Origin of the sequence: Polaribacter atrinae, assembly GCF_038023995.1 — a bacterium.
GTDB classification, from domain to species: Bacteria; Bacteroidota; Bacteroidia; order Flavobacteriales; family Flavobacteriaceae; genus Polaribacter; species Polaribacter atrinae.
This window is the reverse complement of record NZ_CP150660.1, coordinates 3,066,606-3,081,612: the sequence shown is the minus strand read 5'-3', so window position 1 is coordinate 3,081,612 and position 15,007 is coordinate 3,066,606. Positions and strand designations below refer to the sequence as shown.

Here is a 15,007-nt window from a genome sequence, read left to right as displayed (position 1 = left end):
TATATGTCTTTTAGATATGTAAACCACATTCGCGGTTACTTTCTACTTTTGTTGGATCGAAATATGTAAACTCATTTGGTAAATTTTGTTCTACTAAATAAGTATCTAACTGTTCATCTGTCCAATTATAAAATGGACTTACTTTTACTACACCGTCTTTACTTTGAGAAACAATATCGATACTGTTTCTAAATGCAGTCTGACCTTTTCTTAAGTTTGTAAACCAAACATCTGGTTGATGCTCTTTCATGGCTCTAGAAAATGGCTCTAACTTAACTTGTTCTGTAAACAACACATGTTTTGGATCTTCTACCGAAGGAACTCCTAAAACAACATTTCTGTGAGCTGCTGTTTGTTTTGGTGTATATAAATGAATATTTAAATTCAGTTTTTCAATAATATCTTCTGCATGTTTATAAGTCTGCATCGTATTGTAACCTGTATCACACCAAATTACTTTAATGTCTTTTTGCACATCCGTAACCGCTTTTAAAATTGCAACTTCATAAGGTCTAAAGTTTGTTGTGATTACCGGATTTTTAGCTAAAGAAATAGCCCAAGCTATTATTTCTGCTGGACTTTTATCTTTTAATTCTGCGTTAACTTGTGTTAAGTTTAAGCTCATTATTTCCCCCATTTTATTTTATTCCATACTCTCTCGTGAAAAAAGTACAAAACTAATTTTGTTAAAAAATCTATTGATGCAATTGAAGTTGCTACGGATAACTCTCCTGTTAAGAGATAAGATACTATTAAAGTATCTATTGTCCCTATAACCCTCCAACTTAATGCCTTAAGCACACTTCGTAAAGGTTTTTCAGAAGTTTTATCTTCTTTAAAACCTTTAGTCTGTGCTTTTTTGTTAAAAATGATTTGGTCTAAAATCATAAAAAAAATTAATTCAAATAATTACCCTACTACTTTAATAGGGTATGCAAACTTACATTTTTATTATACAAAAAGTCGAGATTAAATCTTAAAAATTACCTAAACCCTATAGATTTAGTAGATTAATAAAAAAAGAAGCAATAAATTACGAATATCTAACTACTACAAGGATTTAGTAATTAAAATTATATAAAGGAAATCTAGACCTAATTCTAAAACGGAACTATGTCTATTATTTTTTTGACCAAGTTAGTATGCACCTAATGAAAAGAATACAGATCAATAGGTTTTTATATTGAATACAATTACAGTAACAAATACTAATTGCTTGCAACTTTATTCACTTGTATGTAAATTTATTAAGAAGTTTTTTTAGCAATTACATAAATCTGCCAAAGTAGTATTTTTAAAAATCTGCAAAGAACTATCTCTTACCTGAACCATTAACTTATTTACAGCACAAAGGTTTTCATCAGGACAGTCATCACATTTTTCATAGAAGTTTAAACTAACACAAGGAATCATAGCAATTGGCCCTTCTAAGATTCTCATGATCGTAGTCATTTGAATATCCTTAGGCTCTTTTAGTAGATAGTAGCCACCACCTTTTCCTTTTTTAGAGGCTAACAATCCGTTTTTACGAAGCGTTAAAAGAATGGTTTCTAAAAATTTTAAAGAAATATTTTCACTTTTAGAAATCGTAGCGATAGAAACAGGTGTTTTACCTTCTAGTCTTGCAAGATAGGTAAGTGCTTTAATTCCGTATTTTGTTTTCTTTGATAGCATACTACAAAATTACGCAATTTAATTACTATACTAAAACAGTAGGATATACTTTTTTATTTATAAATAACATAGGATACTAAATACAATAAAACGATTCTTATTAAAAAAGAGTCTTAATTAGTTGTATGTCCTTTTTCTAAGGCATAAAAAGTAGCCTGTACATAATCATCTGCATCCCCAGTATTGTTCTGATTATAAACACCAGCTTTAAAATACATATATTGTCCGCTTACATTAAAACCACTATTTATCATGTTTACCTCTTTAACAACATCAGGTTTACCTTCTCTAGATAAAGTAACTGTTAAATCGTCTCCAACAACTTTTATTCTGTAACTAAACTTTTCATCTAATGCAATTCCATCAGTTGGATTTGAAGCTGAACTACTTCTAGAACCAATCATTTCATGCCATTGTTCACTACCATTTCCTTCAGTAGGTTCATGTGCAAAATAAATAGATCCTAATGTATTGTTTTTTAATTTTCGATAATAAAAACGAATAGGTTCATCATCATTTGCATGAATTTGACCAACAATAACAAGTCCTTGTTGACCAGAATCTCCAGTATTGGTTACATGGTTTACAGAAAGTGTCGCAGACATTTCTCCATCAAATGCAGCAGCTGCATTTTTATCCGCTTGCGGAGCAGTACCAAAAACCCAATTATTTTTATTGACTCCCTGGGTATCAATATCCGTATCTGTTCCTCTTAACATTTCGCGAAGCTCAACTCTAGTATAACTCGTGTCTTCTGATGTTTTAAACCCCGCTACCGGACATTTAAAAACCATTCCACCATCTTCTGCTGTATAAAAATAATTACTATTTTCATATTCACTAATAAGCTCACTTACCGTAATTGTTTTTGCGGTACCATTTCCTTTATCAACAGGAACACTTAGATTCCACGTAGATAAATCAAAATTTGCTGATGGTACTTTACTTGCATCTAAGTCACCAGTAATTTCTAACCTTGCAGCTTGCGTAATTGTTAAGCTTTTAGAAACACTACCAGCAATAATCGTAATTACTCCTGTACGTTTATTAAACTCAGAATTTGCTGTAACCGAAATATCTATGGTTCTATTATTGGTTCCGTTTGTTGGTGTAACCGCAATCCAATTATTAGTATTACTCGTGTACCAATATACATTTGCAGTTACCTCAACGGTTTGTGTTTCTTGGCTTGCAGAAAATTCGGCAATCGTAGATAAAGACAAAATATCGACTATTTCTTCTTCTGAATCTGCAGAGCTACAAGAAAAAAAAGATAAAAATAATGAACCAATAAACAATAATCTGAAAGAAATTTTCATAAAAATAATGACATTAATAATTGAATTTTTAAAAATACAAAATTGGTTAACCAATTTACTGTAATTTTAAATAAAATTATTACTTAATTAAATAAAGAGATTAAAATCAACTCTTTAAACAACCAAAATATCTATTATTTATTACAATGCTAAAGCTTGTTTAATATCAGCAATAATATCGTCTGCATGTTCTAAACCTACAGAAACACGCACCAAACCATCTGTAATACCAACTTCTAAACGATCTTCTAGAGACAAACGTCCGTGAGTTGTAGAAGATGGATGCGTTACAATTGTTCTTGTATCTCCTAAATTTGCAGATAATGAACACATTTTTATCGCATCTAAAAACTTTCTTCCAGCTTCAATTCCACCTTTAATTTCGAAAGCAACAATGTTTCCTCCTAATTTCATTTGGTTTTTAGCTACTTCATATTGAGGATGCGATTTTAAAAATGGATATTTTACAAATTCTACATTTTCATTACTTTCTAAAAATTCAGCAACTTTTAAAGCATTTTCACAATGCTTTTCTACTCTAATAGATAAGGTTTCTAAACTTTTTGATAAAACCCAAGCATTGAAAGGAGACATTGCAGGACCAGTATTTCTTGCAAAAAGATAAATTTCTCGCATCAATTCTTTATTACCAACCGTTACGCCACCCAAAACTCTTCCTTGTCCGTCAATTAATTTCGTTGCAGAATGAATTACTAAATCTGCTCCGAATTTTATCGGTTGTTGAATATAGGGTGTTGCAAAGCAATTATCAACAATAAATATAAGGTTGTGCTTTTTAGCAATTTTACCAATTAAATCTAAATCTAAAATATCTACAGCAGGGTTTGTTGGTGTTTCTATATAAAGAATCTTTGTATTTTCTTTAATTAAACTTTCTATTAAATCAACCTCTTCTACCTTAAAATAAGAAGTTTCTATATTCCATTTTGGTAAAAACTTGGTAAACATACTATGTGTAGATCCAAAAACAGATCTACAAGAAACTACATGATCTCCTGCATTTAATAAAGCCGCAAATGATGAGAATATAGCAGACATTCCTGTTGCAAAAGCATAACCTGCCTCTGCTCCTTCCATCGCTACAATTTTATCTACAAATTCTGTTGTATTTGGGTTTGTAAAACGACTGTATAAATTACGTTCTTTTTCTTCTGCGAAGGATGCACGCATGTCTTCTGCATCGTCAAAAACAAAACTTGATGTTAAATATAAGGGTGTAGAATGTTCAGAAAACTGACTTCTTTCTGTTTGTTTTCTAATTGCTTCTGTTTCGAAATGTTTGCTCATTTATTATGTTTTTAGAAAAAAGACCGTTTCACTTTAAGAATCAAGAACAAAGAGTAAATATTAGTACTCTTGATTTTTTTCTCTTTTCTATATTAATTATTATGTTTTGCTAATCTTAAAATATCTCCAAAAACACCTCTTGCCGTTACACTTGCTCCCGCTCCTGCTCCTTGTATTACAATTGGTTGTTCTCCGTAAGATTCTGTATAAATTTCAAAAATTGCATCAGAACCTTTTAACGAACCTAAAGGTGTACTTTCTTCTGTGGATACTAACTTTACCTCTAAAGTACCTTTATTTTGTGATAAATCTCCACTTAATTCACCAATATAACGTAAAACGTGATTTGGTTTTTGATTGTCTTTTAAAGTTTGATACTCTTCATTTAACAATTCTAAATTACCTAAAAAATCGGCAACAGAACCTCCTCTTAAATTCTCTGGAATTAAATTTTTAATTTTAACTTCATCAAATTCATTTTCTAACTCTAACTCTCTTGCTAAAATTAATAATTTTCTAGCAACATCATTTCCTCCTAAATCTTCTCTAGGATCTGGTTCTGTAAAACCTTTATCAATTGCTTCTTTTAATATTTCTGAAAAAGGAGCATTTTTATTTGAAAAATTATTAAATAAATAACTTAAACTTCCAGAAAAAACACCTCTAATTTTCGTGATATTTTCTCCTGATTCATGCAATAACCGTATCGTATCAATTAAAGGCAAACCTGCACCAACATTTGTTTCGTACAAGTATTGCTTTTTGTATTCTTTTAACTTCGCTCTAACTTCTTTGTAAAAATCAAAAGACAAGGTATTGGCAATCTTATTACAAGAAACCAAATCGAAACCAGCTTCTATAAAAGGAATATAATTACTTACAAAATTTACACTTGCGGTATTATCTACTGCTATTAAATTCTCAAAATGGTTTGCATTTGCAAATGCGATAATATCAGTAACAGTTACATTTTCTTCTCCGTTTTCTAATAAATTTTGTTTCCAATCCTTAGAAACTCCATTTTTATTTAACAACACTTTTTTAGAGTTTGCTACGGCAAAGACATTCAGTTGAATTTTTCTTCTCTCTAAAACAGATTGTGTGTTTTCTATAATTTGATCAATTAAAGTTCCGCCAACTAAACCTTTACCAAAAACGGCAATGTTTATTTTTTTAGTAACTCCAAAAACCTGACCATGAATTACATTTACAGCCTTGTTTAATTGATCTTTTCTAACCACCAAACTCACATTTTTACCTGTTACCGTATTATTAAATAAAACAGGTACAATTTGGTTTTTAATTAATGCATTATAAGGATGATGAAACTCACTTAAATCTTGACCAATAATAGAAATTACCGCCACATTATTTACAATAGAAATATGATTAACATCTTGCGAATAAAAATCATTTTCGAATTCTCTTTCTAAAGCTGCAACCGCTTCTTGCGCTTTATCTGCATCAATAATTAACCCAATTCCTCTTTCCGAAGAACCTTGTGCAATAATACTGATACTAATATTTCTATCACTTAAAGTCTTAAAAATACGTGCATCAACACCAACTTTACCTAACAAACCTCTACCTTCAAAATTTAATAAGGCAACGTTTTCAATCGTAGAAATAGATTTTATTCCTTTTGTTGATGATTCCGCAGTAATTAAAGTTCCTTTATCTTCTTTATTAAATGTATTTAAAATTCTAAGATTAATGTTCTTTTCTAATAAAGGAATAATGGTTTTTGCATGTAAAATAGTCGCTCCAAAATTGGCCAATTCATTCGCTTCCGAGAATGATAATTGTTCAATTTTTTTAGCATCTGCCACTAAATCTGGGTTTGCCGTAAAAATACCGCTAACGTGTGTGTAATTCTGTAACTCATCAGCATCTAAGTAATTTGCTAATAGTGCTGCTGTATAATTACTTCCATTTCTACCTAAAGTAGTGGTTTCTCCTTTTTTGTTTGATGCAATAAAACCAGAAACAATATTAATTTTCTGGTTATTTTCCTTAAAATAACTAATTACATTTTCTTTAGAAACCGCCGTAATTGGTTGGGCATTTCCAAAGTTTTCATCTGTAATAATTAAAGATCTAGAATCTACTGCATTTGCAGAAACCTGTTCCTTTTCTAACAAACTAGCCACTAATTTTACAGATAATAATTCGCCTTGTGCTAAAACTTCATCTTTAATTTTCTGACTATAATCTCCCAATAAAGAAACACCTTCAAAAATGGTTTCTAATTTCGAAAATTCTTCAGAAAAATCAACAGCACTATTTGGCGCTAGTTGATATTCTTTAAACTCTTCAAAATTACTTTTATATTCTTTTTTTGATGCTGCTAACTCTAAAATAGCTTCTAAATCATTGGTAGAGTTTCCTCTTGCAGAAGCAACAATTGTAATTTTTACTCCGGCTTTATATTTACTTGCAATAATTTCAATTGCGTTTTCTAATCCTTTGCCATTGGCTAAAGATTTTCCTCCAAATTTTAAAACTTTCATCTTCTTTTCTCTATAATCTTTATTAAAAATAGGCTCAATAATTTTCTGTAATTGGTCATACTCCATCAAAAAAGCATCATGACCATGCACAGAATTTATTTCATTATACGTAACATTATCTTTTGTTAATGCTAACTTTTTATGCGTTTCTCTGTTTTCTTCCGCAGTAAAAAACAAATCTGAATCGACCCCAATAATGTGAATATTTGCACTCACTTGATCTAGAATTTCAATATCTTTTTTTCCTCCAACAGTAACATCAATTGTTTTTAATAATTGATTCATCAATTTATAAGAAGATAATTGATACCGTTCTTGTAATGATTTACCATGATGCAACAACCAACTTTCTACATCAAAAATATCTGAATCGTCTTTTTTTGATCGATGAAAACGTTCTTTAAAAGATTCTGGTGTTCTATAACACAACATTGCGTGCATACGAGCATCATGAACAGGATTACTAGAATTTACTAAAAACTGTTCTTGAATTTGGCAATTTGCAATTAACCAATCTGTAGATTTCCAATCGGTTGCAATTGGCAAAAAGTGTTTGGTTAATTTGGTATTTAAAACCATCATTTCCCAGGCAATTCCTCCTCCTAAAGATCCTCCGATTAAAGCAAAAAGTGTATCAATTTTTAATGCTGATAATCCTTGTAAAAATATTTCAGCAACATCTCTAGCTATAAAGTCTTTATAGTTTTCAATTAAAAAACCGTCAAAACCATTTCCTGGAATATTGAAAGATAAAATAGTATAAACATCAGTATTTATGGCCTTTTCTTTTCCAACAATATCAACCCACCATCCATTTTTACCCGCAACATCACTATTACCCGTTAATGCATGGTTAATTAAAATAATAGGAGCATCACCTAATTCTTGACCAAAAACCTGATAACTCAAATTCATTTCAGAGATTAAGACACCAGCTTCTGTAGTGAAATCTTTTATTTTGATATGTTCTAGTTGATGTTCCAATTATTGGCTAAATTTTTAAATTATTTATCTGTTAGAGCGTAGTCCAAAACTCATTGATTCTAATACAACAACCTTTCGACTACACTCAAAAGAGACCTATTTATTATATTTTTGAAAAAGCAGCAGTTAAATCTGCTTTTAAATCTTCTAAATCTTCAAGACCAACAGATAATCTAATTAAATCTTGACTTACACCTGCACTTGCTTGTGCCGCTTCATCTAATTGTTGATGCGTTGTACTTGCTGGGTGAATAATTAATGATTTTGTATCACCAATATTAGCTAATAAAGAAAACACTTTTGTAGTATCTGCAATTACTTTTGCTGCTTCAAATCCTCCTTTTACACCAAAAGTTACCAAACCACTTTGTCCTTTTGGTAAATATTTATCTGCTAACATTTTGTATTTACTGCTTGCTAAACCAGGGTAATTTACCCAAGTTACTTCTTCTTGCGCTTCTAACCAAGTTGCTAATGCCAATGCATTTGCAGAGTGTTGTTTAATTCTAACTGGTAAAGTCTCTAAACCTTGAATGATATTAAATGCGTTTGTAGGGCTTAAAGCTGCACCAAAATCACGTAAACCTTCTAAAATTAATTTAAAAGTAAACGCTGCTGCACCTAAAGCTTCATGATATTTTAAACCATGGTAACCTGCAGAAGGCTCTGTAAATTCTGGAAACTTACCGTTTGCCCAGTTAAAAGTTCCTGCATCAATAATAGCACCTCCTAAAGACGTTCCTTGTCCGCCAATATATTTTGTTAAAGAATGAATTACAAGATTTGCTCCGTGTTTAATTGGGTTTAATAATGCTGGTGTTGCCACAGTATTATCAACAATAAAAGGAACCTCTGCTGCTTTTGCTTCTACAGAAATTGCTTCTAAATCTAAAACATCTAATTTAGGATTTCCTAAAGACTCAACAAAAAATGCTCTTGTATTATCTTGTACAGCTTTTTTAAATTCTTCTGGGTTAGATGCATCTACAAACGTAGTTGTAATACCTAATCTTGGTAACGTAACACTTAATAAATTGTACGTTCCACCATATAAACTGCTAGAAGCCACAATATGATCTCCTGCTTTTAAAAGTGTTAATAAACCTGTTGCAATTGCTCCTGTACCAGATGCAAAAACTACAGCTCCAATTCCGCCTTCTACAGCTGCTAAACGATCTTGTAAAATTTGGTTTGTTGGGTTGGTTAAACGTGTATAAATAAATCCTAATTCTTTTAATGAAAAAAGATTTGCAGCATGTTCTGAGTTGTTAAAAACATATGATGATGTTTGATAGATTGGAACTGCTCTTGTTCCTCCATTCTTAGTTACATCATGCCCTGCATGTAATGCGTTTGTTGCTAATTTGTACGTGCTCATTTTTCTATTTTTTTTGAGTTAATAAATGATTAAACCAAAAGTCGAATGCATCAAAAATTTGATGTACTTACTAGAAAAATGTTATTAAGAATTATGCAAATACACGGAAGTGTAATTGTTTTTGGGTTATCTATCCAATTTCTGATAAATGAATCTGAAATTAAGTAGAATTTAGCACCTTCTTTTCCTCACGAAAAGGGTTGCTAAGGTTTCAACGGGTCTTTCCCTCCACCTTTCTTGATAACATTTCGATAAGTTATTGAACTTTCTGAATGCAAATATATGTTTAGAAAATTTTAATATACAAGAAAAATCCAATTTATTTTTTAGAAATATAAATATCATATTAAAACCCCTCTTTTAATATTTATCAAATAATTTACTAGCAATGAACTTTGTTTTATTGATGATACCATAATAAAATATTATTACTAAAAATTATGATATGTAAATTTATAATGTACCTTTGCAGAGAATTTTAGAGGAAAAATTTGAACTGATTGCAACCTCTGACGCTGATATTTATATCTGCTGAAACAAAAAATGCTAAAGCAGTAATATTCTACTACTTTTAGCGACCAACGCAATCTCTTTTCATTTTTCATTAATTATAAAAGAAGATTTATTATGTCATATTTATTTACCTCAGAAAGTGTTTCTGAAGGACACCCAGACAAGATTGCAGATCAAATTTCTGATGCTTTAATTGATAACTTTTTAGCATTCGACAAAACAAGTAAAGTTGCTTGTGAGACCATGGTTACAACGGGTCAAGTATTTTTAGCAGGAGAAGTAAAATCTAAAACATATTTAGATGTTCAGAAAATTGCTAGAGATGTAATTAACAAAATTGGTTACACAAAAGGAGCTTATATGTTTGACGGAAACTCTTGTGGAGTTTTATCTGCTATACATGAGCAATCTCCAGACATTAACCAAGGTGTTGATAGAGCAAACCCAGAAGAACAAGGTGCAGGAGACCAAGGAATGATGTTTGGTTACGCAACCGATGAGACAGAAAACTACATGCCTTTGGCTTTAGAATTATCTCATAGATTGTTAATTGAGTTAGCAGCATTAAGAAGAGAAAACAAAGATATTCCTTATTTAAGACCAGATGCTAAAAGTCAGGTTACTATAGAATATTCTGATGATAACGTGCCGCAAAGAATTGATGCTATCGTAATTTCTACACAACATGATGATTTTGACAAGTCTGATGATGTGATGTTAGCTAAAATTAAAAAAGATATTGTTGAAATTTTAATTCCTAGAGTTGTAGCAAAATTACCTGCTCATATTCAGAAATTATTTACAGATAACATTACTTATCACATCAACCCAACAGGTGTTTTTGTAATTGGTGGACCTCACGGTGATACTGGTCTAACTGGTAGAAAAATTATTGTTGATACTTACGGAGGAAAAGGTGCACATGGTGGTGGAGCTTTTTCTGGAAAAGACCCTTCTAAAGTAGATAGATCTGGAGCCTATGCAACAAGACATATTGCTAAAAACTTAGTTGCTGCCGGACTTTGTAAAGAAGTTTTAGTACAAGTTTCTTATGCAATTGGTGTTGCTAAACCAACAAGTATTAATGTTGAAACGTATGGTACTGCAACCGTAGATTTATCTGACGGAGCAATTAGTAAAATAGTAGAATCTATTTTTGATATGCGTCCTTACTTTATTGAAAAACGTTTAAAATTAAGATCTCCTATTTATTCTGAAACTGCTGCTTATGGTCACATGGGTAGAACTCCAGAAGTAAAAACGGTTACGTTTACAAATCCAATGGGAGAAACAACTTCTGAAGAAGTAGAAACTTTTACTTGGGAAAAATTAGATTATGTTGATACGATAAAAGAAGCTTTTAAGTTATAAAAACTTCAATATTAAAATAAAAAAAGCCTTTAGAATTCATTTTCTAAAGGCTTTTTTATTGCATATCATTTACTCATATTTAAATTATCTTCATAAAAAGAAATGTTTTCAACTCACTTCTATTGATCAAAAATCAACCTATAGAATTTTAGTTTTCATCAAAAACATTCTTACTTCTAAAATTACATTTTACAAAAATCATATTCTAAGAAATTAGACATACTAGAACTCTGGTCTAACTCAAAACATCTTTAAAACTAATTATCAGGCAATTATCTGAATTTAAAAAAAACAGGTGTATGTAATGGCTTTTAATTTAAAATACATATATTTGGGTATCCAAACTGGTTAACCAAAAATATATGAGCGATTTAAAAACAAACATTACCTTTATTATGGGAGTTTCTGGTGTTGGAAAAAGCACTATTGGACATTTATTATCTAAAGAATTAAATGTTCCTTTTTTTGATGGAGATGACTTTCATACTGAAAAAAACATTTTAAAAATGTCTAATGGAGAAGCCTTAAATGATGATGATAGATTCGATTGGTTACAAACATTAAACAAATTAGCAATAGTGCAATTAAAGGATAAGGGTTGTATTATAGTTTGTTCTGCATTAAAAGAAAAGTATCTTACTATTTTAAACACAAATATAAAAGATAGCGTAAAATGGGTTTTTCTTAATGGTTCTTTTGATCAAATTAAAGAAATAATCAATCAAATCAGCATTGACAATAGACCTAAGCATATTGATCTCAGAAATGAAGTTGGACATTGGGAAGGGGATTTAGTCATTGGAAAAAATCATAAAAGTGCTATTGGAACTATAGTAGAACGCAAAACTAGATTTACTTTAATAGTGAAATTAGAGTCTAAAAAAGCAGGTGAAGTAGCAAACAAATTTTCTAAAATATTAAATAAATTAAATCCTATTTACAAAAAATCAATGACATATGATAACGGAATTGAAATGGCAAGACACGAAATAATCACCAAAAATACAGGTATGAAAATATACTTTGCTCATCCATATTCTTCCTGGGAAAGAGGTACAAACGAAAACACTAATGGGCTCATTAGAAGGTATCTTCCTAAAGGAACAAACTTCAATGAAATTGACCTAAATCAACTACAGATTATTCAAGAAAAATTGAACAACAGACCTCGAAAAATTATTGGTTATAAAACTCCTCAAGAAATGATAGATCTTGAGCTTAAATTTGTAGCTTAGTAACATCAAAAAACATAAACGCTTTGTTGCATTACAACATTGAATCCAAGTTTTTCCACTAAAAAGATCACTTGTTAAAGTTTGAACATTTCCAATCGCTGTTTGAAATCCGAATAAAATAACAGCCATAATAATTACTGCAGTTGTTGGTCCTCCAGGACTAGCCATTGCCAATAAAGCTGGTAACATTATTAGACAACCTAATGTAATTATCATTTTTCTGGTCTTGTTAATAGTCCATCCTTTTTTAAGTCTGTTTTGTGCCAAAAGACCACCAAACCAAGCTCCTAACATAGCTCCTGCATAAGGTACCCAACCATAAAGCCCGATAGATTTTACATCCATACCATACACTTCATTTAAATAGATTGGTATCCAAAAAACAAACAACCACCAGATAGGATCAATAAATGCTGACGCTAATATTACACCCCAACTTTCTTTATGACCTAATAACTCTTTTGTATCTGGATTGTATTCTTGATCATTTACTCCATCTACATCAAAATCTTCATTCTTTTGACCTGTTAAAATATAATCACGCTCTTCATCTGTAATCCATGGGTGATTTATTGGTGGTGCTTTTACTAAAATTAACCAAGGCACCAACCATAGTAAACCTGCTAAACCAATTAAAATAAATATACCTTTCCAACTAAAATATACTGTTAAAAAAGCAATTAACGGAATGGAAATAATTCCACCTATCGCAGCACCTGAGTTAAAGATACCTTGTGCAAGTGCACGTTCTTTAGTAGGAAACCATTCTGCATTTCCCTTTGTAGCACCTGGCCAGTTTCCTGCTTCAGAAACTCCTAAAATCGCACGGAATATACCAAAACTTAAAACTCCTTGAGCAAATGCGTGTATGCTGTAGCAACAGACCACACACCAATAGACAAAACAAACCCGAATCGTGTACCTACCCAATCAAATATTTTCCCAAATATTGCTTGTCCGAAAGCATAGGAAATACGAAAATAATTGAAATAAGAGCATAAATTGCTTTTGTTTCATCAGCTGTATGCCCAGGATATAAATCCTTGGCTATTTCAGGCCAAAGGACACTTAATGAAGTCCGATCAATATAATTAATAATAGTAGCTATAGCAATCAATGCGACGACCCACCAACGTAATCCTTTTATTTTATATACTTATTTAATTAAACATTATAACAATATGTATAGAGCTCTCTAAAATGCTCTTTCATTTTTAGTTTTGCCATTTGAGGGTCTTTAGCTTTAATAGCTTCAAAAATAGCCTGGTGATCAGCTATTCCTCTATGCGCTAAGTCTGCATCACAAACATGGTGCTCCTTAAAGTTTGTAATAATTTCTGGAGTAACAATCAACATAAATGTATTCATAGTGCTGTTACGACAAGCCTTTGCTATTGCTAAATGAAATAACAAGTCTTCTTGTACAGCGTCTTCTCCATTAAGCACCTTTTCTTTGTATGCTTCTAACGCTTCTTCTATTTTTAGTAAATCATCATCCGTTCTCCTTAATGCAGCTAATCTTACGGTTTTTAATTCTAATAGTATTCTAGTTTCTACGAGAGATTTAAAACCTGACTTCTCTAACCTTAAAATATCGTCTATCATACCATTCATAGCAATAACACCTATATTGGCTACAAATGTTCCACTTTGTGGGATAGATTTTAAAAGACCATAAAATTCTAATTTCTGAATTGCTTCTCTTACGTTACTTCTACTTACTACAAATTTTTCTGAAAGCATTCTTTCAGAAGGTAGTTTATCTCCAGGTTCTAAATTTTTATAATTAATAAGTTCTTTAATTCCTTTAATTATTGAATCTTGGATTTTTTGATTTTCATTTTTTGTAAGCACTTCTAATTTCATTTATTCAAATTTTATAGTTTTATGACATAGTAACACTAATTATAAGAAAAACATTGTTATAAAAAAAATTAAATTAACCTTTAAACTTATTGTTAATTGTTTTGAATTATTTATTTTAATTCTAGAAATTTTAATAAACCTTTTAAACTTTAAATACTGCTAATTTTATAGTTAAAATAAATTGGTTTATAAAGAATATCTAAAACCATTTATTTTTGGTTTACCAAATTGGTTTACCAAATTGGTTTACCATTTTCAATTTTTCAAAGATATACTATTTTTTTTTACCTATAAAAAACTTTGCTAATTATTTCACTAAACTATTTTAATTTAATTAAATTGTTAAATGCAGTTTTATTGAAGATTATTCTAGTTAAAATCAGAAATATTATATTTCAATTAAAAAAAATTATTACTTAGAAATGAGTTACTAGTTCCTGTTCAACTTATCTTCTTAGTCTTATAATAAAATAAAAAGGAACACAATTTTGAAGTAAATTATCACCACAATTAATTAATTTTTCAAAACTCCATTAAACTCATAAATTATTTAATACAAAAAAACAATAAAACTAATTGGACAAATATGCTTAGGCTTAAAAATCAACACATTAAAAACATAATAAGCTGAATGACAATCCCTTAAACTAAACTCATTTCACTTAACAAACCACACAGAGCACCCTAATTACAATAAAAAAAAGAGTTGTCAAATTGTATTCAAAATAAAATTTACTTAGAAAAAAAACGCTCTATTCACTTGAATTTATAACCTATTTAATTATTAATTAAATGCCTTTTTTAAACTTGTAAATCATCAAAAGAAAGAAGTGAAATTTATAAATATGA

At 30.3% G+C, this 15,007-nt stretch carries 11 protein-coding genes, 2 pseudogenes and 1 riboswitch; of the genes and pseudogenes, 4 read left to right on the top strand and 9 right to left on the bottom strand.

The window, feature by feature from the left end:
* Positions 1–10: 10 nt before the first annotated feature.
* The 7 genes from WG945_RS13395 to WG945_RS13365 all read right to left on the bottom strand — a co-directional run bounded on the left by WG945_RS13395 (position 11) and on the right by WG945_RS13365 (position 9,173).
* Positions 11–625, bottom strand: a complete 615-nt coding sequence (locus WG945_RS13395; protein WP_068450389.1) for a phosphoadenosine phosphosulfate reductase family protein — start codon at positions 623–625, stop codon at positions 11–13.
* On the bottom strand, positions 625–888 hold the full coding sequence (locus WG945_RS13390; protein ID WP_068450301.1) for a DUF2061 domain-containing protein: 264 nt from the start codon (positions 886–888) through the stop codon (positions 625–627). Before WG945_RS13390 ends, WG945_RS13395 begins: the two co-directional genes overlap by 1 nt.
* A gap of 372 nt (positions 889–1,260) precedes the next feature.
* Positions 1,261–1,674, bottom strand: coding sequence for an RrF2 family transcriptional regulator (locus WG945_RS13385; RefSeq protein ID WP_068450299.1), 414 nt, complete (start codon positions 1,672–1,674; stop codon positions 1,261–1,263).
* A gap of 113 nt (positions 1,675–1,787) precedes the next feature.
* Positions 1,788–2,993 (bottom strand): polysaccharide lyase family 7 protein, encoded by a 1,206-nt coding sequence (locus WG945_RS13380; protein WP_068450297.1) that lies wholly within the window; start codon positions 2,991–2,993, stop codon positions 1,788–1,790.
* Positions 2,994–3,134: 141 nt separating this feature from the next.
* Complete coding sequence (locus WG945_RS13375) at positions 3,135–4,301, bottom strand: O-succinylhomoserine sulfhydrylase (protein ID WP_068450295.1); 1,167 nt, start codon at positions 4,299–4,301, stop codon at positions 3,135–3,137.
* Positions 4,302–4,393: 92 nt separating this feature from the next.
* Positions 4,394–7,795, bottom strand: coding sequence for a bifunctional aspartate kinase/homoserine dehydrogenase I (gene thrA / locus WG945_RS13370; protein ID WP_068450285.1), 3,402 nt, complete (start codon positions 7,793–7,795; stop codon positions 4,394–4,396).
* 103 nt (positions 7,796–7,898) lie between these two features.
* Complete coding sequence (locus WG945_RS13365; RefSeq protein WP_068450282.1) at positions 7,899–9,173, bottom strand: O-acetylhomoserine aminocarboxypropyltransferase/cysteine synthase family protein; 1,275 nt, start codon at positions 9,171–9,173, stop codon at positions 7,899–7,901.
* 45 nt (positions 9,174–9,218) lie between these two features.
* Between WG945_RS13365 and WG945_RS13360 the strand changes: the two genes are divergently transcribed.
* The 4 genes and pseudogenes from WG945_RS13360 to WG945_RS17785 all read left to right on the top strand — a co-directional run.
* Positions 9,219–9,341, top strand: a complete 123-nt coding sequence (locus tag WG945_RS13360; RefSeq protein ID WP_262501956.1) for a hypothetical protein — start codon at positions 9,219–9,221, stop codon at positions 9,339–9,341.
* A riboswitch (SAM riboswitch) is annotated at positions 9,297–9,420 on the bottom strand. It overlaps the preceding gene by 45 nt.
* A 380-nt stretch (positions 9,421–9,800) precedes the next feature.
* Positions 9,801–11,057, top strand: coding sequence for a methionine adenosyltransferase (gene metK, locus WG945_RS13355; RefSeq protein WP_068450280.1), 1,257 nt, complete (start codon positions 9,801–9,803; stop codon positions 11,055–11,057).
* A gap of 362 nt (positions 11,058–11,419) precedes the next feature.
* Positions 11,420–11,794, top strand: a pseudogene (locus tag WG945_RS17790) (gluconokinase); the annotation flags it as partial.
* A pseudogene (locus WG945_RS17785) lies at positions 11,768–12,292 on the top strand (IS30 family transposase); the annotation flags it as partial. The pseudogenes WG945_RS17790 and WG945_RS17785, both read left to right, overlap by 27 nt.
* Here the strand turns inward: WG945_RS17785 and WG945_RS13345 are convergent.
* The gene (locus WG945_RS13345; RefSeq protein WP_340866688.1) at positions 12,191–13,222 is read right to left on the bottom strand and encodes an MFS transporter; all 1,032 of its coding nucleotides are present in this window, start codon (positions 13,220–13,222) and stop codon (positions 12,191–12,193) included. The pseudogene WG945_RS17785 and the gene WG945_RS13345 overlap by 102 nt on opposite strands.
* Positions 13,223–13,456: 234 nt before the next feature.
* Complete coding sequence (locus WG945_RS13340; RefSeq protein WP_068452200.1) at positions 13,457–14,158, bottom strand: FadR/GntR family transcriptional regulator; 702 nt, start codon at positions 14,156–14,158, stop codon at positions 13,457–13,459.
* Between the last annotated feature and the right edge of the window lie 849 nt (positions 14,159–15,007).